The 21,191-nt window shown below is 48.7% G+C and carries 16 protein-coding genes; 11 read left to right on the forward strand and 5 right to left on the reverse strand.

The features are described 5' to 3' along the window. The first annotated feature begins 3 nt into the window (after positions 1-3). On the forward strand, positions 4-855 hold the full coding sequence (locus tag DESPODRAFT_RS00375; RefSeq protein WP_004070446.1) for a sirohydrochlorin cobaltochelatase: 852 nt from the start codon (positions 4-6) through the stop codon (positions 853-855). A gap of 188 nt (positions 856-1,043) precedes the next feature. On the opposite strand, the gene DESPODRAFT_RS00380 is transcribed toward DESPODRAFT_RS00375, so the two are convergent. Next, positions 1,044-1,409, reverse strand: a complete 366-nt coding sequence (locus DESPODRAFT_RS00380; protein ID WP_004070447.1) for a CGGC domain-containing protein — start codon at positions 1,407-1,409, stop codon at positions 1,044-1,046. A gap of 460 nt (positions 1,410-1,869) precedes the next feature. Here DESPODRAFT_RS00380 and DESPODRAFT_RS00385 point away from each other — a divergent pair, with 460 nt between their 5' ends. Both DESPODRAFT_RS00385 and DESPODRAFT_RS00390 read left to right on the forward strand, forming a co-directional pair. Continuing rightward, positions 1,870-3,324, forward strand: coding sequence for a CDP-archaeol synthase (locus tag DESPODRAFT_RS00385; RefSeq protein WP_172635708.1), 1,455 nt, complete (start codon positions 1,870-1,872; stop codon positions 3,322-3,324). Between the two features lie 36 nt (positions 3,325-3,360). Next, a complete protein-coding gene (locus DESPODRAFT_RS00390) occupies positions 3,361-6,009 on the forward strand; it encodes a cation-translocating P-type ATPase (RefSeq protein WP_004070449.1) in 2,649 nt (882 codons plus the stop codon). Between the two features lie 116 nt (positions 6,010-6,125). Here the strand turns inward: DESPODRAFT_RS00390 and yjgA are convergent, their stop codons facing one another. The 4 genes from yjgA to lnt all read right to left on the reverse strand — a co-directional run bounded on the left by yjgA (position 6,126) and on the right by lnt (position 10,039). Then, entirely contained in the window at positions 6,126-6,656 is a 531-nt protein-coding gene (yjgA, locus tag DESPODRAFT_RS00395) for a ribosome biogenesis factor YjgA (RefSeq protein WP_004070450.1), read from the reverse strand. Positions 6,657-6,798: 142 nt separating this feature from the next. Next, positions 6,799-7,353, reverse strand: a complete 555-nt coding sequence (locus DESPODRAFT_RS00400) for an HD domain-containing protein (protein WP_004070451.1) — start codon at positions 7,351-7,353, stop codon at positions 6,799-6,801. Positions 7,354-7,375: 22 nt separating this feature from the next. Then, positions 7,376-8,480, reverse strand: a protein-coding gene (gene prfB / locus DESPODRAFT_RS00405) for a peptide chain release factor 2 (RefSeq protein ID WP_216594029.1) whose coding sequence is annotated in 2 segments (ribosomal slippage) — positions 7,376-8,410 and positions 8,412-8,480 — 1,104 coding nt in all. Because the reading frame shifts where the segments join, the coding sequence is not laid out codon by codon here. Further along, complete coding sequence (lnt, locus tag DESPODRAFT_RS00410) at positions 8,480-10,039, reverse strand: apolipoprotein N-acyltransferase (protein WP_004070453.1); 1,560 nt, start codon at positions 10,037-10,039, stop codon at positions 8,480-8,482. Before lnt ends, prfB begins: the two co-directional genes overlap by 1 nt. Positions 10,040-10,118: 79 nt before the next feature. Here lnt and DESPODRAFT_RS00415 point away from each other — a divergent pair, with 79 nt between their 5' ends. The 8 genes from DESPODRAFT_RS00415 to rho all read left to right on the forward strand — a co-directional run bounded on the left by DESPODRAFT_RS00415 (position 10,119) and on the right by rho (position 21,089). Beyond that, entirely contained in the window at positions 10,119-11,732 is a 1,614-nt protein-coding gene (locus DESPODRAFT_RS00415) for a hybrid sensor histidine kinase/response regulator (RefSeq protein ID WP_004070454.1), read from the forward strand. Between the two features lie 121 nt (positions 11,733-11,853). Further along, complete coding sequence (locus DESPODRAFT_RS00420; RefSeq protein ID WP_004070455.1) at positions 11,854-12,306, forward strand: Hsp20/alpha crystallin family protein; 453 nt, start codon at positions 11,854-11,856, stop codon at positions 12,304-12,306. Positions 12,307-12,408: 102 nt separating this feature from the next. Next, positions 12,409-14,760 (forward strand): endopeptidase La, encoded by a 2,352-nt coding sequence (gene lon / locus DESPODRAFT_RS00425; RefSeq protein WP_004070456.1) that lies wholly within the window; start codon positions 12,409-12,411, stop codon positions 14,758-14,760. A gap of 6 nt (positions 14,761-14,766) precedes the next feature. Continuing rightward, positions 14,767-15,555 carry a septal ring lytic transglycosylase RlpA family protein gene (locus DESPODRAFT_RS00430; protein WP_004070457.1) on the forward strand — a complete coding sequence of 263 codons (789 nt, stop codon included), beginning with the start codon at positions 14,767-14,769 and terminating at the stop codon, positions 15,553-15,555. A gap of 12 nt (positions 15,556-15,567) precedes the next feature. After that, entirely contained in the window at positions 15,568-16,143 is a 576-nt protein-coding gene (gmhB, locus tag DESPODRAFT_RS00435; RefSeq protein ID WP_004070458.1) for a D-glycero-beta-D-manno-heptose 1,7-bisphosphate 7-phosphatase, read from the forward strand. Next, positions 16,140-18,281, forward strand: coding sequence for an SF1B family DNA helicase RecD2 (recD2, locus tag DESPODRAFT_RS00440; protein WP_004070459.1), 2,142 nt, complete (start codon positions 16,140-16,142; stop codon positions 18,279-18,281). The genes gmhB and recD2 overlap by 4 nt, the downstream gene beginning before the upstream one ends. Beyond that, complete coding sequence (locus DESPODRAFT_RS00445; protein WP_004070460.1) at positions 18,278-19,609, forward strand: YdgA family protein; 1,332 nt, start codon at positions 18,278-18,280, stop codon at positions 19,607-19,609. The genes recD2 and DESPODRAFT_RS00445 overlap by 4 nt, the downstream gene beginning before the upstream one ends. A gap of 403 nt (positions 19,610-20,012) precedes the next feature. Next, positions 20,013-21,089, forward strand: coding sequence for a transcription termination factor Rho (rho, locus tag DESPODRAFT_RS00450; RefSeq protein ID WP_004070462.1), 1,077 nt, complete (start codon positions 20,013-20,015; stop codon positions 21,087-21,089). Positions 21,090-21,191: the final 102 nt, after the last annotated feature.

Consider the following 21,191-nt stretch of genomic DNA (forward strand, 5'->3'; position numbering starts at 1 on the left):
AAAATGCATCAGTATGGTTACATCGGCCGCAAATTGCGGCTGCCGAAACTTCAAGATCAACCGGCAATCATTATTGCAACATTTGGCTCTTCTTCCAAAGGTCAGGCAGCCATGGACGAAGTTGAAGCCCAGCTTGCCGAAAATTTTGCCGATCATCAGATATACTGGGCATATACATCCGAGATCATCCGCAGGAAAAGAGGGCTGCCAAGTCTTCTGGAAACCCTGGCCAAAGTGGAGTCTGACGGGTATCGCAAAGCCGTTGTTCAGCCCCTGCAGGTTTTTCCCGGCACAGAGTATCAACAGGTCCGGGAGTCGTCTTTATATTTCCCCGGATTACGGGTGATCGTGGGTGAAACCCTGTGCCACCGGTGGAATTTCATCGAGGACGTCCTGGAAGAGGTGTCAGCGGATTTTCTTACCGGGAACAACCAGATCAACCTGCTTGCCCTGCACGGCACACCTTTGGCGGCAGATCCGGTGAACATGATATATATAGGCATCAGTGATCTTGTCTCGGGTATGTATGACAATGTTTATGCGGCCACGGTTGAAGGGGTTCCCAATATCCAAAGCGTTGCCGGCCGGATCAAAAAAGACCATGCCCGGACACCGTTTACCCGGATTCGCCTGATCCCCATGATGTTTCTGGCCGGCACACATGTGGAAGATGACCTCATGGGTGAGCAGGAGAGCTGGCGCACCAGGTTTGAAGCAATGGGAATGGAAGTGGACTGCCCCGCCATCACCTGCGGGGCGCAGGAATATTTCAAGGGACTTGCATTCAGAAAAGAGTGCATCCAATTTTTCTGCCAAAGACTCAAACGGGCACTCGATATTATGAAACATTATTAAGGAAAACCCAATGAAGAAGCTGTTTATCCCCGTCATAGGTGTAGGGCTTGCTATTATGAGCATGGCCCCCTGGATTGTATAATGATCCAGCAAGAGGCATTAGGGCTTGACCAAACAAATGGGAACATCTTTATTACATCGGAAAAAGCCTTTGGACCCATTTATGTGGTTGAGCCCCTGAGTCCTCATTAAGCAAAGATATTATCCGGCTTATAGGGATGAGTACCCTCGATCACCTCAACCCCTGATTTTGCCTTGATTTTTTTAATGATTGTATCTTTATGGGGACAGTGATCAGTAATACAGGGGGCAATATGAATCTTGGTTACTTTTTCGCCCATGGGTTTATTCCACAGACTCACCTGGGCCAGCCGGGTGACAATAGTGGCCCCGGGACAGTCGCCGCAATTGATCATCCCCATGATCTCTGCGTCACTCTCCTTGTAAGCCGCAAATTCACCTTCTTTGCGGTTAAAGCCCACCAGGCATCTGCTGCATCCGATACAAACATCATCCATCGCTTTTTTACAACCTACAATTAATATTTTTTCCATTTCTTTCTCTCCTTTACTATTGGGATTAAAAATTTGCTCAAACTCACAGGGAAGAACTTAACGCAAAAAATACGCCACATAAAAGAACAATCATCGGACAAATAAAATTAAATCATATTTTCAATATATTATCATTATACCGTAATAATTCTTATTTTCCTGAAGCAAAAACCGTATCATGAACCAGAACCACCAAGTCGCACAGATGCAACCCTTGTTTGAATTCAAGAGCGGCTGATGCAATTTTTATTTCACGAAATATAGGCAATTTTTGCTCATATCTAACCGATGGCCAATTGCTCCTATTTTTTCTGAGATGATTATCTTCGTGGTATTGATTTTTATGTTAGTGAATTATATTAACGATATACAAGCAATTAGAAAAAAGCAATCGTCTTATTTCATTGTTTGTTGTGGTAAAAATTTTAAAAAAAGCTTAATGGATACGTTCAACAAAATCTTGAGCAGTCCAAATATACTTTTCAGGGGGCACAGACTGATTGCCAATCTTAAATTTTTAATTCTTCTTTGGGGAATCAACCTGATACCGGTCTTTCTGGCCTATCTCATGGAGGAAAAATGGGATACCCCGGTTGACAGGGGTATACAGCTGCGTGACGGACAGCCTCTTCTGGGCAACCACAAAACCGTCCGGGGGGTGGTCGGAGGGGTCTTGGCCGGCGGTGCTGGTGCCCTCATCCTAAACCTGCCACTATGGTTTGGGGTGTCGATCGGGATACTTAGTATGGCCGGGGATCTTTTGAACAGCTTTATTAAACGGCGCATGGGCAAAACCGAGGGTCAGGAATTCCCTGTCATGGACCAGTTCCTGGAAGGGGTATTGCCCTTGGTAGTCCTGGCCCCCATTGCCCAGGTCTCCTTGGTCGGCGGGATATTCATTCTTCTGATTTTTGTTGCCACGGCCCATGCCGGTGCCAAATTCCTGAACCAGGTTCTGACATCAGAGCCATTTGCAGGATACACTCGACGACTGAGGTATAGGACCCGGTTCCGGGAGTGGCGTGGTTGTCAGACGATCGGATATCCTTTTCATCCCATCATCAACATAGAGCGGACCCTGTATTATCACCTCTTCATGAAAACAGTGTTCAAAGGCCTGGGGCTATATGAACGAGGAAAGCAGAACGCCTTGGATATAGCTTGCAGGGAACTGGAGTTTGTTTTCCCGGACCTTCCCCCGGGCTTCGATCGATATACGATCTTATTCATATCTGACCTTCACCTGGATTGTATGGAGGGACTTACTGAAAAGGCCAGAGAGATTGTGTATAAATTGAGTCCGGATCTCTGCATCCTTGGCGGGGATTATCGGACCGAAACCTGGGGTTCCTATTCTATAGCTTTAGAGAACATCAAAAATCTGCTTGCCGATATCTGCCCCAAAGACGGAATTTTTGCGGTTCTGGGCAATCATGACTGCCTGGAAATGGTCGCCCCGCTGCGGAAAACAGGGGTAAGGTTCCTGGTTAATGATAATGCTGTCATTGAGAGGTCAGGAGACCGAATATGGATCGCAGGAGTAGATGATCCCTATTACTTTGAGGGTCATGACCTTGAAGATGCATTTATTGGTATTCCGGAAAACGGTTTTTCCATCCTGGCGGCCCATACTCCGGCGATTTACAAAGCTGCGGCGGGCTTCGGTCCCAAGCTCTACCTCTGCGGCCACACCCATGGCGGCCAAGTGCAGATTCCTGGAATCGGACCGGTGATCACGCATGCCAGGGTGCCCCGAAAAATGGTCTATGGCCAATGGCAGTTCGATTCCATGATGGGGTATACCAGTTCAGGATTAGGCACTTCCGGCCTTCCGGTCCGCTTCGGCTGCCGGGGAGAAGTGGTCCTGATCCGTCTGAAAAGAGGAATAAAGCAACCTATTCGACCGAGTGAATAGAGATGTGTTACCATTTATTTGAAAGAAACTGAAAACATGATCTATTATCGTGAAACCATTGAAACCGTTTTATCGCATTTGAAAGTTACCCGGCACGGGCTTGATGAGAAGGAGGTTGAGGCCAGAAGGGAACAGCACGGCCTGAACCAACTGGAAGTCGACACTTCGATAAATCCTTTGCTGGTTTTTATCGACCAATTCAAGAATTTTATTATCTATATCCTGCTGTTTGCCGTGGTATTTTCCCTTCTTATCGGCGAATATGTGGATTCGATCATTATTCTGATAATCCTGCTCACCAATGCCTTTATTGGATTTTTTCAGGAACTAAGCGCACATAAATCTCTGGAATCACTAAAAAAAATGACAACAATCCAGACAACCGTAATCCGTGACGGCGTTCGCAAAATGATTGATGCAAAATACCTGGTGCCGGGTGACATATTTTATCTTGAAGCAGGTGATAAAGTGCCGGCCGACGGCAGGATAATCAATGCGGTGCGCCTTAAGATTGAAGAGTCTGTGCTCACCGGCGAGAGTGTTCCGGTTGAAAAAACCGATGCGCCCATAAATGCCGACGTGCAAATGGGTTCGCAAACCAATATGCTTTTTGCCTCAACAGCAGTTGTTACGGGTAACACCCTTGCGGTTGCCATTTCAACCGGCATGCAGACCCAGATCGGCAGAATAACCTCGCTCATTAAAGAAGCCAAAGAGGAAATGACGCCCCTACAGAGGCGGCTGGACGTTTTCGGGCGCAAGCTGGGGTATGCTATTTTGTTCATTTGCTTTGTCGTTTTTTTAGCATATTTTACCAAGGAGTTCATGGGGCATGGAACGATTTCCGGCCACACCTTTATCGCCTTTGCCTTTATCGCCATAAGCCTTGCTGTGGCTGCGGTGCCGACCGCCTTACCCGCTGTGGTTACCATCGCTCTGAGTGTCGGCGTCAAGCGTCTGCTCAGGAAAAAAGCCCTGGTTCGCAAATTGTCTTCCGTGGAAACACTCGGCAGTTGCGATATTATCTGTACCGATAAGACCGGTACCCTTACCGAGAATCAGATGACCGTTCGCCATGCCTGGACCTTTGACTCGGAGGCGTCCTTGACCGGGGCCGGCTATAATCCGCAAGGAGAGCTTTCACAATCCCTGAATCCGCTCTTGTTTCATATAGGATTTGTCTGTAATAATGCCACGCTGAATCAAAAAGAGGGTACCTGGATGGTCACCGGTGATCCAACTGAGGCAGCCTTGATTGTAAGCGCCATCAAATCAGGTTACGAGGGCTTGGACCAATTTATCAGAAAAGATGAGCTGCCTTTTGATTCCGGTCGAAAACTCATGAGTGTTCTCACCGAAAGAAACGAAAAGAAAATGGTCCTCACCAAAGGGGCGCCGGATCAGATCCTCAAACGCTGTCAATATGTTTTGATTGATGGAAAACCGGAGAGAATAGATGAGAGAATGAGGGCGCAGGTCATTGAACAAAACGATATTTATGCATCCCGGGCCCTGCGGGTTTTGGCCTTTGCATACAAAGAAGTACGGTCGGAAAAAGAGTTTAATGAAGATGATCTTGTTTTTGTCGGCCTGCAGGCCATGATTGATCCGCCCAGGCCCGATGTGATCGAAGCGATCAAGAAGACACAGGGGGCAGGGATCAGGACCATCATGATCACCGGGGATTATAAGGAAACCGCCAAGGCCATCGGCAGGGAGATCGGTATTGTCGGCAAGGTTTTGACCGGTGATGATATCGAAACCATGACCGATAAAGACCTGGAGGGTGTATTAAAGGATGAAACAAATATTTTTGCCCGGGTGATGCCTGAACACAAGCAGCGCATTGTGAGTTCACTGCAGCAACTCGGTCATATGGTGGCCATGACTGGTGACGGCGTGAATGATGCCCCGGCATTGAAAAAGGCAAATATCGGCATTGCCGTGGGCAGCGGCACCGATGTTGCCAAAGATGCTTCGGATTTTGTTTTGCTTGATGACAGCTTTACTCATATTGTCAATGCAATTGAAGAAGGCCGGGGGATCTACGACAATATTCAGAAATCCATCATGTTGCTTCTTTCCGGCAATGTCGGTGAAGTGCTCATTATTTTTCTGGCCGCCGTTTTCGGATTGAACCTGCCGCTTACTGCGATTTTACTGCTCTGGATTAATATGGTGACCGACGGCGCTCCGGCCCTAGCTTACAGTGTTGATCCATATGGGCATAATATCATGCACCGCAAGCCCAAACCCCTGAACGAGGGTATTCTGCCTGTGCAACACTTGACGCTTATCTGTGTCCTCGGCGTTATTGGTACTGTTATCGCTCTTTTTCTATTCGAACGTTTTGGCGGAAATTCATCTGTGGAGGAAGAGTTACGATTGGCGCAGACCATGGTTTTTAATTTTGTTGTACTCTACGAGACTATTCTGGTTTTTATTATTCGCAAAAGTTACAAAGTGCCGTTATTTTCCAACGGCTGGGTCTGGGCCTCGGTTGCACTTTCCCTGGGGCTCCAGGCATTGCTCATGTATACGCCGCTTTATGATTTATTCAAGATAGTGCCGCTGGGCATGTCCGAAATCGGCTGGCAGGCCCTTGGCGGCGTGGCCTTTTACGCTATGTTTCTGATCTATCATTATGTTAGTTCAGCTTTCCTGTTTAAAAAATCGGAGTTTTAGTGCCTTACTCCTCAGTTTCTGAAACAAAAACAAGAGCTTTTAGAATTCCTTTCTTCTTGTTTCCAGTTTCTATTCTCTATTTTCTGCGGCTCAGCCGCCTTAGCGTTTTTCTGATTTTAAATCCAGGAAACTATTTCCTGCAATGCCTGAAACGATTTTGAATTTTTTTTCTGACTGGATATATCCTTGTTGGCATTCCGGATCAGTTGTCTTAACTGCTGGCGGTCTATATCTGGAGCGGCTGACAGAATTGTCTCCATGGCGTCATCATCCCAGGCCAGCAACCTGTCCAAAACACCCTGAATGTTTTTGTCGGCTTGTGGATCAATTTCGGGTTTGGGGCTGTAAATACCGGTAGGGGCTGATTTTAACCGTTCAAGTGTATCCAGAATCGCTTCCTGGTCCACCTGCCTCATCAGGGTGCCGATGTACTGTCTGTGGCGCCTGGCTGCCACATTGGCGGTGATGGATTTTGCCTCGACCAGGGCCTTGAACAGTTCGGGATCAAGGTCGAGCAATTCAAGCTGGCTGACGGAAAGCAGGCTTAAATCCTCTCCAAGCTTCTGAAGGTTTTCCGCCATCTTTTTTTTCTTTGTTTTGCTCAGGGGCAGTGGCGCATCAGGTGTATTGTCTGGGGGTAAAGTCATTTTCGGAATCTACGCTTTTCTAAATAAAAAGGCAATTTTTTTTACTTGATTTTTACGCAATCTTGCGTCCAAACAACATTAAAGCATCTCTATTGCGCAAACCATTGATATGCCGCCGTCGCAAAGCGTGGCAAGGCCTAAATTAAAACCCAAACTCATCAGCCCAGGCGGAGAAGCGTTTTGCATGGCCAGGATTCAGTTTGGCAAGGGATTTTTCAATCTTTTTCCGGGTCATAACGATATCTCGTTTCTTCGGGCTTTTTGAATAGAATTTGTCTGCACAACAGATGATTTTCTCTTCCAGTGAGACAGGTACCATATCCCTGTGGGGCAGGGGCAAATCCGCTTCAATAATATTTTCAAGGGTGATGCCGGCCCCGGTATGGCGTTCGGACACAAGGCCAAATTCGCGGGGCAGGCCCAACCCGTCTAAAAGTTCACGTCCAAGGTATCCGTGACACACATAGGGGTAATCACCTGCACAGCCGATTTTCGGAGAATTGGTTTTAAAAATGCCTATGTCATGGAGCATGGCTGCCTTTTCTATGAAGTCCATGTTCGGGTTCAGGTGGGCAACGCCCTTTGCGATCTCCAGGCTTTTGTCGGCCACCTGTCTACTATGCGCCATCAGAATGGCAAACAGATTTGAATCAGGGTCATAAAATTGCCTGATAATTTCCACTGGGTCGATCTGCATAAAAATATTAAAACCCTTTCTGCTATCTATTCTGGGAGTTGGATAGCAACACCCCTTCGATAAAGGGGTCTATATCTCCGTTCAGCACCCGGTCCACATCCCCGATCTCAAGGTCGATACGATGGTCTTTTACCATTCTATACGGATGCAGCACATAGGAGCGGATCTGGCTGCCCCAGGCATTATCATCCTTGCCGTCATGCAGGCTCTGCTTTTTCTGCTCCTGCTTCTGCTTTTCCAGCTGATAAAGACGGGATTTAAGCACTTTCATGGCAATTTCCCTGTTTCGATGCTGAGAAGATTCCTGCTGACACTGGACCACGACACCCGTAGGGAAATGGGTGATGCGCACGGCTGAACTGGTTTTGTTGACGTGCTGGCCGCCTGCCCCGCTGGCCCTATACACATCAATGCGCAGATCCCCTTCGTCAATATCTATATTGATTTCATCCTTGATCTCGGGATAGACAAAGACCGCCGCAAAGGAGGTCTGGCGTTTGCCACTGGCGTTAAACGGAGAGATCCGGACCAGGCGATGCACCCCGGATTCGGCTTTCATAAATCCGTAGCAGTTAGGGCCGGAAACATAAAGGGTTACCCCCTTGATACCGGCTTCATCTCCCTCCTGGTAGTCTATGATCCGGCAATTGTACCCCTTTTTATCGATCCACCGGGTATACATCCGGAACAGCATTTCCGCCCAGTCCTGGGAATCCGTTCCCCCGGCACCGGCATTGATGGAGACAATCGCATCCCTGGCATCATCCTCCCCGTCAAGCGTAATCTCCAGAGAAAATCGCTTTACCTTTTTCTCCAGATCGGCCAGCATCTGCGCGGCTTCCTCTTCAGCCGCCTTATCCGACTCTTCCCTTGCCAGTTCCAACAGCACGTCCACATCCTCAATCTCTGAAAATATGGCATTGCAGGTGTCAATAAGGGCGGCGATGGTGGTGCGCTCCTTTAACATCTCGGTGGCTTTGTCCGGATCATTCCAGAAGTCTTCTTTGGCAATGAGAAGCTCAAGTTCCCGAAGGCGTTTTTCCTTTACAGGGAGGTCAAAGATACTCCTTAAGGCGGTTGGCTTTAGCAGTGATGGAAGAGATGATCTGTTTGTATTCTACACTCATTATAAAGGTCTCCTAAATTGTTTTAAAATGAATTTTATCACACAAATCAGAAGAAATGCAACAAGGCAGGCTTTGGCGGCAAGATCCCCGTGGCGGGTATAAAATGTTTGGCCGGATATGACCGGAACCTGCCGGGTAAGCGCGCAGGCAGTGAAAATATCTGTTTCTTCAAGAATGGTGCCGGAAGGATCAATGAATCCGGAAATACCTGTATTTGCCGCCCGCACCACGCTGCGCCGGTTTTCAACAGCCCTGAACACCGCCATGGAAAAGTGCTGGAGAGGCGCCTGGGTCCGGCCGAACCAGGCATCATTGGTCATGGTGGTTAAAATATCTGCCCCGTTGCGCACAAAGGCTCTGGCAATATCGGGAAAAATGATCTCAAAGCAGATTAATACCCCGGTTGTTACCGTACCGAATTTCAGGGGCACCGGCCCGGTCTCCCCCTTTGAAAAATCACCGGCACCGGCTGTCAATTTTTCGGCAAACCAAAGCAGGCCTTTGAAAGGCACATATTCCCCAAAGGGCACCAGGTGGTGTTTGTCATAATAACCCTTTGGCAGTGCAAGGGGGTTGAGCATGCAGGCCCGGTTGTAATACAGGAAACCATGGTCCGAAGGCCGGGCTGCGGGGATACCGATGAGAAAAAAAGTACCGGCCTTTCTCACCATGGCATCCACCCGGTGCGAGGGTACAGGGTCCATACCATAGTAAAAAGGCAAAGCGGTTTCCGGCCACACCACAAGATCGCAGGGCATCGCCTGGAGGGATAACCGGGAATACCGGTCTATGGTTTCATCAACAAATGCTTTATCCCATTTGCGGTCCTGGGAGATATTGGCCTGGATAACCGAAATTGTCCGGGAAGGCGCCCCGTTGATCTGCCCACGAACCTGGGCCAGTTTAAGATGGCCGTAAATAAAAGCAGAACAAAGCAGAACCATTGAAAGGCTTAAGCCTGCCATATTTGTTTTTTCAGGCCATGCCCTTCGGGAAAACGCCTTAAAGGCAATGACCAGAGCCCCGTTGGCAACCACCACCAGAAAAGAGATCCCCAAGACCCCGAAAGTGTCTGCCGCCTGAATCAAAACGCGGTTGGGATACTGGCTGTAACCCAGCACGCCCCACGGAAAACCCGAAAACAAATAGGTCCTGATGTATTCCAGGGAAACCCAGGCCACAGCCCCCCAGAAAGGGACAAGGCCTTCGGGAACAGGTATCTTTTTCATGGCCAGGGCAAAAACGCCTGTATAAGCAGACAGGTACAGAACCAGAAGCAACAGGCAAGACAGGGCCGCAAAAGGGTTTAGTCCGCCGTATTCGGTTAAGGTGGGACAAATCCAGTAGATAAGGGGCAGATAAAAGCCGATCCCCGTGCCAATGCCTGCATAAAAGGCCTGCTTTGAACTCAGCCGTTCAAGAGAAAGCCATAACGGGACCAGGGCAAAAAAGGCTGCCGGATAAAAGCCTGGAGCCGGAAATGCGGAAAAGAGCATTAGACCGCTGACCAATGCGGGTAAAAAGGGTAATAACGCGCCATATAGAGGTTTGAATTGCATTTTGAATGACCTTAATTAAAAATTCTGGTATATTTATCAAAGAATCTAAGCGTTCGTCAATTTTGGAAGGTGGTGTTTTATGACCCATGGGCATGATCGTACATCTTTTGACTCGATTCTTATTCAACGGGACGGGCCTGTCCAGGATCCCCCTCCTTTCATGAATTCAGATTTTTTTTCCCGGGAAAATATTAAAAATGTATTGATTTACTCCCCTGTGGGTATCTGTATTCTTTACCGCACTACCATCCACTATGCAAATCCGGCCTGTTACGTCATGACCGGCCATGAATACGGCAGTATGGAAGGCAAATCGGCCCGAACCCTTTTCCCAACGGATAAAGAATTTAAGCGTGTGCATAATATCTTTATCAAAGGGGTTAATCAAACAGGATCTGCTACAGTTGACTCCCGGCTGTCAAGGGTGGACGGCACCGCTTTTGACTGCCGCCTTCGGGCCTGCCGGCTGGATCCCGGAGACCATTCCCAGGGCCTGTTAATCACAATATCGGATATTACGCAAATCAACTCCAGACAGATCAGAGAAAATCAAACCCGGAAAATGGAAGCTATTGGCGTACTCGCCGGCGGCATTTCCCATGATTTTAACAATCTGCTCATGGCCCTTCAGGGACATCTATCCCTGATGGGGATCAACGTAAACCGGCCTGAAAAAATCAAGGATCATATCCGGCAGATGAACCTCCTGATTCAGACTGCCGCTGAACTTACCGGAAATCTACTGGGTTTTGCCCGCGGGGGAAAGTACCAGGTTGAACCCCTGGATCTTAACCAGGTCGTGGCGATGGCCCTAAATGTTTTCCAGCCGGGAAAAGAAAATCTTGTCATTGAAAAAAAACCGGATCCGGATCTGTACAAGGTAAACGCGGACCGTTCACAGCTTGAACAGGTATTGCTCAATCTTTTGGTTAACGCCTCACAGGCCATGGTGGATGGCGGCACACTTACCATAGAAACCCGGAATATAACAATTGAGTATACCCACAACTTTCATTTTGAGGTGGAACCCGGTGATTACGTGGAAATCAGTGTTCAGGACACCGGTATCGGCATGGATGAAACCATTCAGAAAAAAATTTTTGACCCCTTTTTCTCCACCAAGATGCCCGGGGCTATAAAACAACGGGGATTAGGATTGTCAACGGTGTTCGGGATTGTGAAAAACCATGGCGGCTTCATCACGGTGGAGAGCAAAAAAAATGCCGGATCCATATTCAGAGTGGCACTGCCCGCTTTGGTCTCCGTCGATGTACACCGTTTTGAAACGGAGAGTGTCGAGTTTGATCTGATGCCCAAAGGCGGGGAAACCGTTCTTATTGTGGATGACGAGGATGAAGTCCTTGAGGTGGGGGCAGATCTTCTTGAAGTTTTAGGGTACCAAGTCCTTCAGGCCCGAAACGGTAGGGATTGTCTGGATCTAATATCAAAGCACCCGGGCACAATTGTGCTGATCATCCTTGATCTGATCATGCCCGTCATGGACGGCAAGGAGACCTTTTATCGGATCAGGGAACTGGACCCCGACATAAAGATACTGATATCCAGCGGTGCCGGCATAGATGAAGAAATGAAAATGATGCTTCGTGACGCAGATCACGGTTTTTTACAAAAACCCTTTTCCATGGACAGATTCTCAAGGGTCATTCGCGATATTCTTGACAGCCCTGATTGATAACCATTTAATTTTTATAGCTCTTTACAACTTTTCTACCAAATGGTAATCTATCGGAATTGATTAAGGAACAGGTGAACAATATTCAGGAGGGTTCCGTTCCCATTATCAGGAGCATGTTATGGAACAAATAAAAATTCGATTTGGGAATCATATTGAAACGCCGACCACAGAAGATAAATCTTTTGAAGATATGTTTCAATCCGTTAATCCCATGTTTTGTTTTTCAAAACGGGTCTGGAGACCCCAGATGGATATTTTTGAAACCAGGGATGAAATCATTATCCAGGCCGAAATTGCAGGTGTCCGCCAGGAGAACATGCTTATTGAACTCTCAGACAAGGCCGTAAAAATTTCCGGGGTGCGGAAAAGCAGCCAGCCGGATCCCACCGCCACCTACAGACTTGCTGAAATACAGTTCGGCCGGTTTGAACGGGTTCTTTATCTACCCAGTGTCATTGACATGGAAAAAGTGTCTGCTTTATATGACAACGGATTTCTTGAGCTGAAATTAGGAAAACAACCCAAAACGAATTATTCTTCGAAACCGAAACTGCCCATTGATTTTTTATAACAGTCATGGGATAGACAGGGGCTATTGACAGCCGGGGATGGCCCCCAAAAAAAATAAAAAAAATCCAACGGATTAGGCGATTGTATTTAAAAAGGAAAACGAATGGATGAATTAAACCATCCCTCCGTCCCCATCACTACTGACGACATACCTGACGAACTTCCCATTCTTCCCATAGTGGATACCAATCTGTTTCCCAAGATGGTGTTGCCCCTGGTTTTGATCCAGAAAGAGGCCATTGACCTGATTGACGATGCCATGTCCGGAAACCGTATGCTTGGCCTTCTGCTGTCAAAGCGTTCAGACATTGATTCAAGGCACACGGCCAACGACCTGTGCCGCATTGGTACCGTCGCCGTAATTCTTAAAATGTCCAAAATGAACGATGAAAAGGCCCAGCTGCTTATCCAGGGCCTGAACCGGTTCAAGGTGGTGGAGTTCCTGAAAAAAAGAGATTATATGCATGCCGCCATCTCTGTTCTCAAAAGCCGTAACAACGACAGGAACAAGGAAAACCGGGCACTGATGGCCAATATTGTTGAACAGTACGAAAAAATCGTGAAACTTTCGCCGGGATTGCCTGCGGAAATAGGCCAGATGGTTAAAACCCTGGAGGAACCCAGCGCACTTGCCGACATGGTGGCCTCCACCATTAATGCCCCTGTGAATGAAAAGCAGAAGGTCCTTGAGCTGATTGATGTGAACCGTCGCCTGAAAAAGGTCACCCGCCTGGTGAATGACCAGCTTGATATTCTTGAAATGGGTTCCAAGATTCAGAATCAGGTCCGGGAAGACATGGACAAACGCCAGCGTGAATACTACCTGCGCCAGCAGCTCAAAGCGATTAAAGAGGAATTAGGGGAAAACGATCAGGAAGCGGTAGAGCTTCGGGAATACAAGACCCTGATCAGGAACAATTCCATGCCCGAAGAGGCGACCAAAGAAGCGGAGCGTGAACTGGACCGTCTTGCAAGAATGCACCCCTCATCTTCCGAATATGTCGTATCATCCACCTATCTTGATTGGCTGACTTCCCTGCCCTGGAACAAATATGCCCAAGACCGGCTGGATATTGCCAAAGCCAGAAAGATTCTGGACCAGGACCATTACGGCCTTGAAAAACCCAAGAAGCGGATATTGGAATTTTTGGCCGTGCGTAAACTCAAAAAAGACTCGAAAGGTCCGATCTTGTGCTTTGCAGGCCCCCCCGGAACGGGGAAAACCTCCCTGGGAAAATCCATTGCCAGGGCCCTGGGAAGGAAGTTTGTCCGCATCGCCCTGGGCGGCGTCAGAGATGAAGCTGAAATCCGGGGGCACCGGCGGACCTATGTGGGGGCCATGCCGGGCCGAATCATCCAGCAGTTAAGAACTGCCGGTAACAAAAATCCCGTATTCATGCTGGATGAGATTGATAAGGTCAGCTCCTCCTACCACGGAGATCCATCATCCGCGCTGCTTGAAGTCCTTGATCCGGAGCAGAACCAGCATTTTGTTGACCACTACCTGGATGTACCCTTTGATCTGTCAGATGTCATGTTTCTAACCACAGCCAATGTGCTGCACACCATTCCGCCCCCCCTGCGGGACAGGATGGAGGTGCTTGAACTTACCGGGTATACCCAGGAGGAAAAGCTTAAAATTGCCGGCCGGTATATCATCCCCAAACAGCGGGAGGCCAACGGCATCAATTCAGGCCAGATCAAAATAACCCCGGGCGCGATCAAACAGATTATTTCCGGATATACCAGGGAATCAGGTTTACGTAATCTGGAACGGCAGATCGGCGCGGTATGCCGGGGGGTTGCCGCTAAAATTGTCGAGGACCAGGTAGAAAATCTGACCATTGGCCAAAAAGAAATTGCCGAATACCTAGGCCCTGTCCAGAACATGCCTGATATGGCCACCCGGATAAATACGCCGGGCGTGGCCGTGGGGCTTGCCTGGACCCCTGTGGGTGGTGAGGTGCTTTTTGTGGAGGCCGTGGCCATGAAAGGCGGCAAAGGCCTGACGCTCACCGGACAGCTGGGGGATATCATGAAGGAATCTGCGTCTACCGCGTTAAGCTTCATCCGCTCCAATACCGACCGGCTGGCTGTTGATGACACCTTTTTTGATACCCATGATATCCACATTCATGTGCCTGAAGGGTCTATTCCCAAGGACGGCCCCTCTGCCGGGGTGACCATGCTTACCACCCTTGCCTCCCTAATTACCAAAAGAAAAGTGAAATCCCGCATGGCCATGACCGGGGAGATTACCCTCAGGGGTGAGGTGCTGCCTGTGGGAGGCATCAAGGATAAGGTGATCGCGGCTCACAGGGCCGGTATTCGATCTTTGATTCTGCCGCTTTGGAATGAAAAAGATATGGAAGATGTTCCTGAGCATATTAAATCCACCATGACCTTCTATTTTACCGATAAAATGACAGATGTTCTTAATACGGCACTGGAATAAAAAAAAATGAATTACGCGACCCGAACATTAATCCCGGCCCTTGTTGTCTGCCTTGCGGTTGCGTTTGCCCTTGCCGGATGCGGTGCCGGAAAATATGATTCCGGCTACGGCAGATCCGGGGATAAGGCATACAAGGGCACCGAACCCACCCAGCGCCCTTATCGCATTGCAGGAAAACACTATTACCCCATGGCAACGGCCAAGGGGTATGTGGAAAAGGGGCGGGCCTCCTGGTATGGCAAAAAATTTCACGGCCGAAAAACATCCAACGGTGAAACATACAACATGTACGCCATGACCGCAGCCCACAAAACCCTTCCCATGAACACATGGGTCAGCGTTGAAAATCTGGAGAACGGCCGGCACGTGACGTTGCGCATCAATGACCGCGGACCCTTTGTGGCCGGCAGGATCATAGATTTGACCTATACGGCAGCCCGGCTCATCGATATGGTGGGGCCCGGTACAGCCCGGGTAAAGGTAACGGCCCTTGGAAAGGCCACGGCCTATTCGAAAAAAGATCACTCCCCGGTGAATTTCACCCCCGTGGATTACTGGAAAGGCAATTTTACGGTGCAGGTGGGGGCGTTCACGGTGAGGGCCAATGCGGATAAGTACCGGATCAAGTTATCCATGGCCTATATTAATGCCCATATTGTTCCCTATGAGGATGATCGGGGGCAGTTTTACCGGGTAAGAATCGGTAAATTCGACAACCTCAATGATGCCGTGGCATTCAGCGAAAGACTGATGGCCCGGAAAGGCTTCAGGCATGCCTTTGCCGTAGCCGAGTAGTTAGGAACAATAATGACGCAATATACTGTTTTTCTGGACCGGGACGGTGTGATAAACCATGATTCCGACGCCTATATCAAACATCCCGACGAATTTCATTTCATCGCCAAAAGCCCGGATGCCATTGCCCTTCTGAACGCCAAAGGTTTTCAGGTGATTCTGATTACCAATCAATCGGCTGTGGGCCGTGGTATAATATCGGTCCGAACCCTTGATGCCATTTTAAAAAAAATGACCCGGGGGGTGGAACAGGCCGGTGGGCGGATCAAGGATATATTTTTCTGCCCCCATGGGCCAAACCAGGGATGCGACTGTCGAAAACCCAAACCCGGAATGATTCTTCAGGCCGTGGCGTGCCATGGTATTGATTTGAAGAAAGCCTTTATGATAGGAGATTCCGCCAAAGATATTGAGTGCGGAAAAAATGCCGGATGTGCCATAAACATCCTGGTTAAGACCGGCAACGGGGAAAGGGCCCTGGCCGCGTTGACGGAGAAAGGTATTGTACCCGATTTTCTTGCCGGGGATCTTTACGAGGCAGCCCTTTGGATAACCGCTAATTTCTCCTCTCAGAATATAGTTTCATGATTACCATCAACGGCACCCTGTCCCGGATTACATTCCAGAACCCGGAAAATCATTACACCGTCTGCCGTGTGGCCGTACCCAAGGTGGCCGATGCCATCACCGTGGTGGGGCATCTGCCCGGGGTGGCCCAGGGAGAGCGACTCAAGCTCAAAGGCACATGGATCAGCCACCCTAAATACGGGGAGCAATTCAAGGCCGCCTCCTTTGAAATCACCCTGCCCTCCTCCATGTCAGGTATTCGAAAATACCTCAGTTCCGGGATTATTCCCGGCATTAACCAGGAACTGGCCGACAGGATCGTGGACACATTTGGGGAACAGACCTTGGAGATCATTGAAAATGAGCCGGACCGGCTTCTTGACGTATACGGGATCGGCAAGATCAAACAAAAAATGATTGAAACGGCCTGGAATGCCCACCATTCAGTGCGCCGGGTCATGGATATGCTGCAGGGCACCAACATTGATTCGGCTAAGGCCGCGGCCATTCTTAAAACATATGGGGACCGCGCCCTGGAGGTGTTGACGGAAGATACGTTTCGCATTGCCCGGGACATTCCTGCCATTGGTTTTGCCGTCGTGGATGAACTGGCAAGGGCGCTTGGTACGGAAAAAGAGGCTGAAGAACGGCTTAAAGCCTGTCTGGTCTGCCGCCTCCTGGACCTGGAGCAGGACGGGCATATGTTTGAACAAAAAGAGGACCTGATCCGCGCTTGTGCCCAGAGAGCAGGCGTGTCCGCAGAACTGCTTTCAGATGCCCTGGGAAGTCTGAACGCGGATAACGAGGTGATGATTGAAAAGGACAGGGTCTATCTTGCGCCCTTACATAAGGCTGAAGCCGGGATTTCCCGGCGGATTAAGGCGCTCTTGTCCATGCCCGCTCCCGATTTCCATCTTGATAATGATTTAATCAACGCGCAGGTGCTCTCAGCCATGGCTGTTCAGTTATCCCGGGAGCAGATGGATGTTCTGACCCGGATTATGGGTCAGAAAATTTCCATTATCACCGGCGGCCCCGGCACAGGGAAGACAACCCTTATCAAGGCCTTATGCGTTGTGTTCAGGATGCTGCGTCTGAAGGTAATGCTTGCAGCGCCTACAGGGCGGGCGGCCCGGCGGCTGACCGAGGTGACCGGTCGAGCGGCCAAAACCCTTCACAAACTGTTGGGCTTTAACCCGGACACTGAAACCTTTGAATATGATTTTACCAATCCTTTGGACCTGGATCTTCTGGTGGTGGATGAAGCCTCCATGGTGGATACCCAGCTCATGTACCGCGTATCCGAGGCCCTGCCGGCCGGAGCCGGTCTGATTCTGGTGGGGGACACCTTTCAGCTGCCCTCCGTGGGACCGGGTAACGTGTTGTCGGATATTATAGATTCGGCCCAGGTGGCGGTGTTTGCTTTGACCCGGATTTTTCGCCAGGCCCGGAAAAGTCCCATTGTCATGCATGCCCACAGTATCAGAAACGGGCAGATGCCGGACATAAAATCGGCACCTGCGGACCAGCCCTCCCAATTTTATTTTATTGAAGCCGGCACACCGGCCCGTGTGGCAGAAACCATCTGTGAACTGTGCGCCATAAGAATCCCCAAGGCATTTCCCCACATCCGGGAAACCCAGGTGCTTACCCCCATGCACCGGGGAGAGGCCGGTACCATCAGCCTGAACCAGCGGCTTCAGGCGGTTTTAAATGACACGCCCGGCGGTATTGAGTCCCATGGTCACACCTTTAAAACCGGTGATAAGGTCATGCACCTGAAAAATAATTATGACAAAGAGGTGTTCAACGGAGATATCGGACGGGTGATAGAAGCCGACAAATCCACGGGCCAGGTGCTTGTGGATTACGAGGACAGGACCGTTGCCTATGATCTGCCGGAACTGGACGAACTGACCCTGGCCTATGCGATCTCGGTTCATAAATCCCAGGGCTCGGAATATGATGCGGTGATCATTGCCCTGACCACAGCCCATTTCCCGCTTCTGCAGAGAAATCTGCTGTATACGGCCATGACCCGTGGAAAGTGTCTTGTCATTATTGTAGGATCAACCCGGGCCTTTAAAACGGCCTTTGACAACAACAGGACCGCGTTGCGGCGGTCCGGACTGAAAGAGCGTCTGGAGGAAAACCTGTGAAAAAATTATTGATCGTTTTAATATGCCTGGTGGTTGTCTGTGCTGCCGGCCTGCCCGTTGCCAACGGCATTATCATGGAACGTACGATTAAATCAGCTGTTGAAGATAATAACAACACAGCGGCCAAAGTCGGGACAGGTTTTCGGATGAAAATCCTTGAATATGATCGAGGCCTGTTTTCTTCCCGTATAAAGTGGTCCATTGAGAATACCGATGGTTTCCCCGGAATCAATACAACGCAACTGGTTCTGCTTGACCAGGGGACACACGGGTTTTTCAGCGTGAATTCACAAACCAGCCTTGAAGAAAATCCCTGGTACATCGAATGGGTGAACACCCATCTAAACGGCAAAAATCCTTTGTCCATCCAGACCCGGTTTTTCCTTTCAGGCACCATGGGTTCCACAATACATATGAACGCCTTTTCCATGGAAGATAAGGGCAAAGTGCTTGATGTTCATGCACTGGATCTTGAGGTTTCCACGGGAAAGGGACTTGAAACGCTGGTGAGCCGCGGCCGGTGGGAAGGACTGTCCCAGGGCAATAACTTTGTAATGGGAGCCGTCACGTTCACATCTGATCTGTACCGGCTAACAGAGATGATATGGACCGGGAAAAATACATTTTCACTGGAGCAGTTGAAAGCCAATGACGGAAAATCAGATCCCGTAGATCTTTCAGGACTCACCATCAATGTCGAAACAAGTGCCTCCGAGGATAAAAAAGCCATCACCATGATCATGGATTTTTATATGAACCGAATTGAACTGGGGGGAAAACCTTTGTCCGGCTGGTCTGCCAACTTTAAGCTGAAACAGATGGATACGGCCTCATTTGAAGAGTGCATGGTCCTGTATTCAGATATGATGACCGGGTCAGGTTCACGCCTTGAAAAAACAGCTGGAAACCCCGGATATTTCCAGAAACGCCTGAAGGACGAAATGGTCCGGAACACACCACAACTGATGTCCGCGCTCAATGGTTTGCTTAAAAAAGATCTGGGCATTGAAATCACCGACCTGAATATCGAGTTGCCCGAGGGAACGGTGACCGGGGGGTTGGACCTCACGCTGAAAAAAAATCTGGACCTATCTAATTTTTTTATTTTTGCCATGCAGCCGGACATGATATTTTCATTTTTTGACCTGGATGCTCAACTCAGCCTGCCCTATGCTCTTGCAGGCGGTATCCCGAATCTTACAGAACCGCTGTTCCCGGGAATGGCCACCGGATTTTTCGTTATTAAAGACGACCTTTTGTCCCTTGATATGCACGTCAAGGAGGACAAACTGTTTCTCAACGGACAGCAGGTGGTACTGAATCAGTAAAAACTTGGAACAAAGAGCCGGACTTTCTAAGTCAAACTAACTTTTAAAAGGCATAATATAATGAGGTACAAATGGGAATACCTAAATTGAGCAGAAATGACGTCTTTCAATTTCAAATTGAAGATACGGTGAATCGCGCCTTAATTAAAGGTCACATCATCAACTACTACGGTGCAGGTGCGACACTCTGAATTGCTCCAATTCAATCAAATCCTTGCAATATTGCTGGGACATTGATATACTACCCTATTAATATGTAAACATTATAAAAAAATTGAATGCAAAATCTTATCACCTCTTTTCCTGACAACAATCAAAATAAAACAAGGGCTGTCTTACGTATAACATCCCTGATTTATAGTGCTATAATGTCAGCAGCAAAAGTTTAATTTAGGAGTTGACAATGGAACCTGTTCAGGGATACCTGGAAATCATGGACAAGGGGTTTGGTTTTCTAAGGAATATTGAAGAAAATTTCAATCCCAAGCCTGAAAATCCCTATGTACCCAACAGCCTGATACGCAAACTCAACCTCAGGGAAGGAAGCTTTATTCAGGGTTATGGAGAAAAAAAGAGTCCACAGAATGTAAACGTTGCGCTCATACGTATTGAGACCATCAACAACCTTCCATTTGACGAGTTCATAAGAACGCCAATGCTCCAGGAGCAGGTCAGCATCAACCCCTTTGAAAGGTACCATCTTGCCCAGGGGCCTGATGACGTAACAGGAAAAGCGTTAGATCTGATTGTTCCGATCGGCATGGGGCAGCGAGGTTTGATCATCGCCCCGCCAAAATCCGGAAAAACAACAATTTTAAGACACATGGCCAATTCGGTGGTTGTCAATCACCCTGATGCCAAGGTCTTTATCCTACTTGTAGATGAACGGCCTGAGGAAGTTACCGATTTCCAAAGAGGACTGACAAACGCCCATGTACTCTATTCTTCTGCTGACCAACAAATCGGCCAGCATATGAGGATGACCCGACTTGCGATGCACGCGGCCATCAGATGCACGGAAATCGGCCAGGATGCCGTAGTTTTCATCGACTCTTTAACCCGGATGACCAGGGCGTTTAATATTGATACCGATTCCTATGGCAAAACCATGAGTGGCGGCCTTGGCGCCAATGCCATGGAGTTTCCCAGAAAAATTTTTGGTGGTGCCCGAAAACTTGAGAACGGCGGTTCCCTTACAATCATCGCTACCATTCTGGTCGAGACCGGCAGCCGTATGGATGATGTTATTTTCCAGGAATTCAAAGGCACCGGCAATATGGATCTTTATCTGTCCAGGGAGTGTGCTGAACAAAGAATCTGGCCGGCCATTAATATCAACAAATCCGGTACCCGGAAAGAAGATCTGCTCATGGAACCTGAAGAATATGAGGCCATGGTAAATATTCGCCGCAGCATTGGGCCGTTAGATGAAGTTACAGCCATGTCGCAATTTTTGTCCATAATCGAAGATGGCTTATAAAGACAGTAAGTTCCCATATCTTTAAAAATAAAAAAATCTCGGCACTCATTCAAGTGCAGCGATTTATTATTTTAACAAGCCCAAAGAACTTGTTAAAAGAGA

The sequence above is a fragment of the Desulfobacter postgatei 2ac9 genome (assembly GCF_000233695.2).
In the GTDB taxonomy this organism is placed as follows: domain Bacteria; phylum Desulfobacterota; class Desulfobacteria; order Desulfobacterales; family Desulfobacteraceae; genus Desulfobacter; species Desulfobacter postgatei.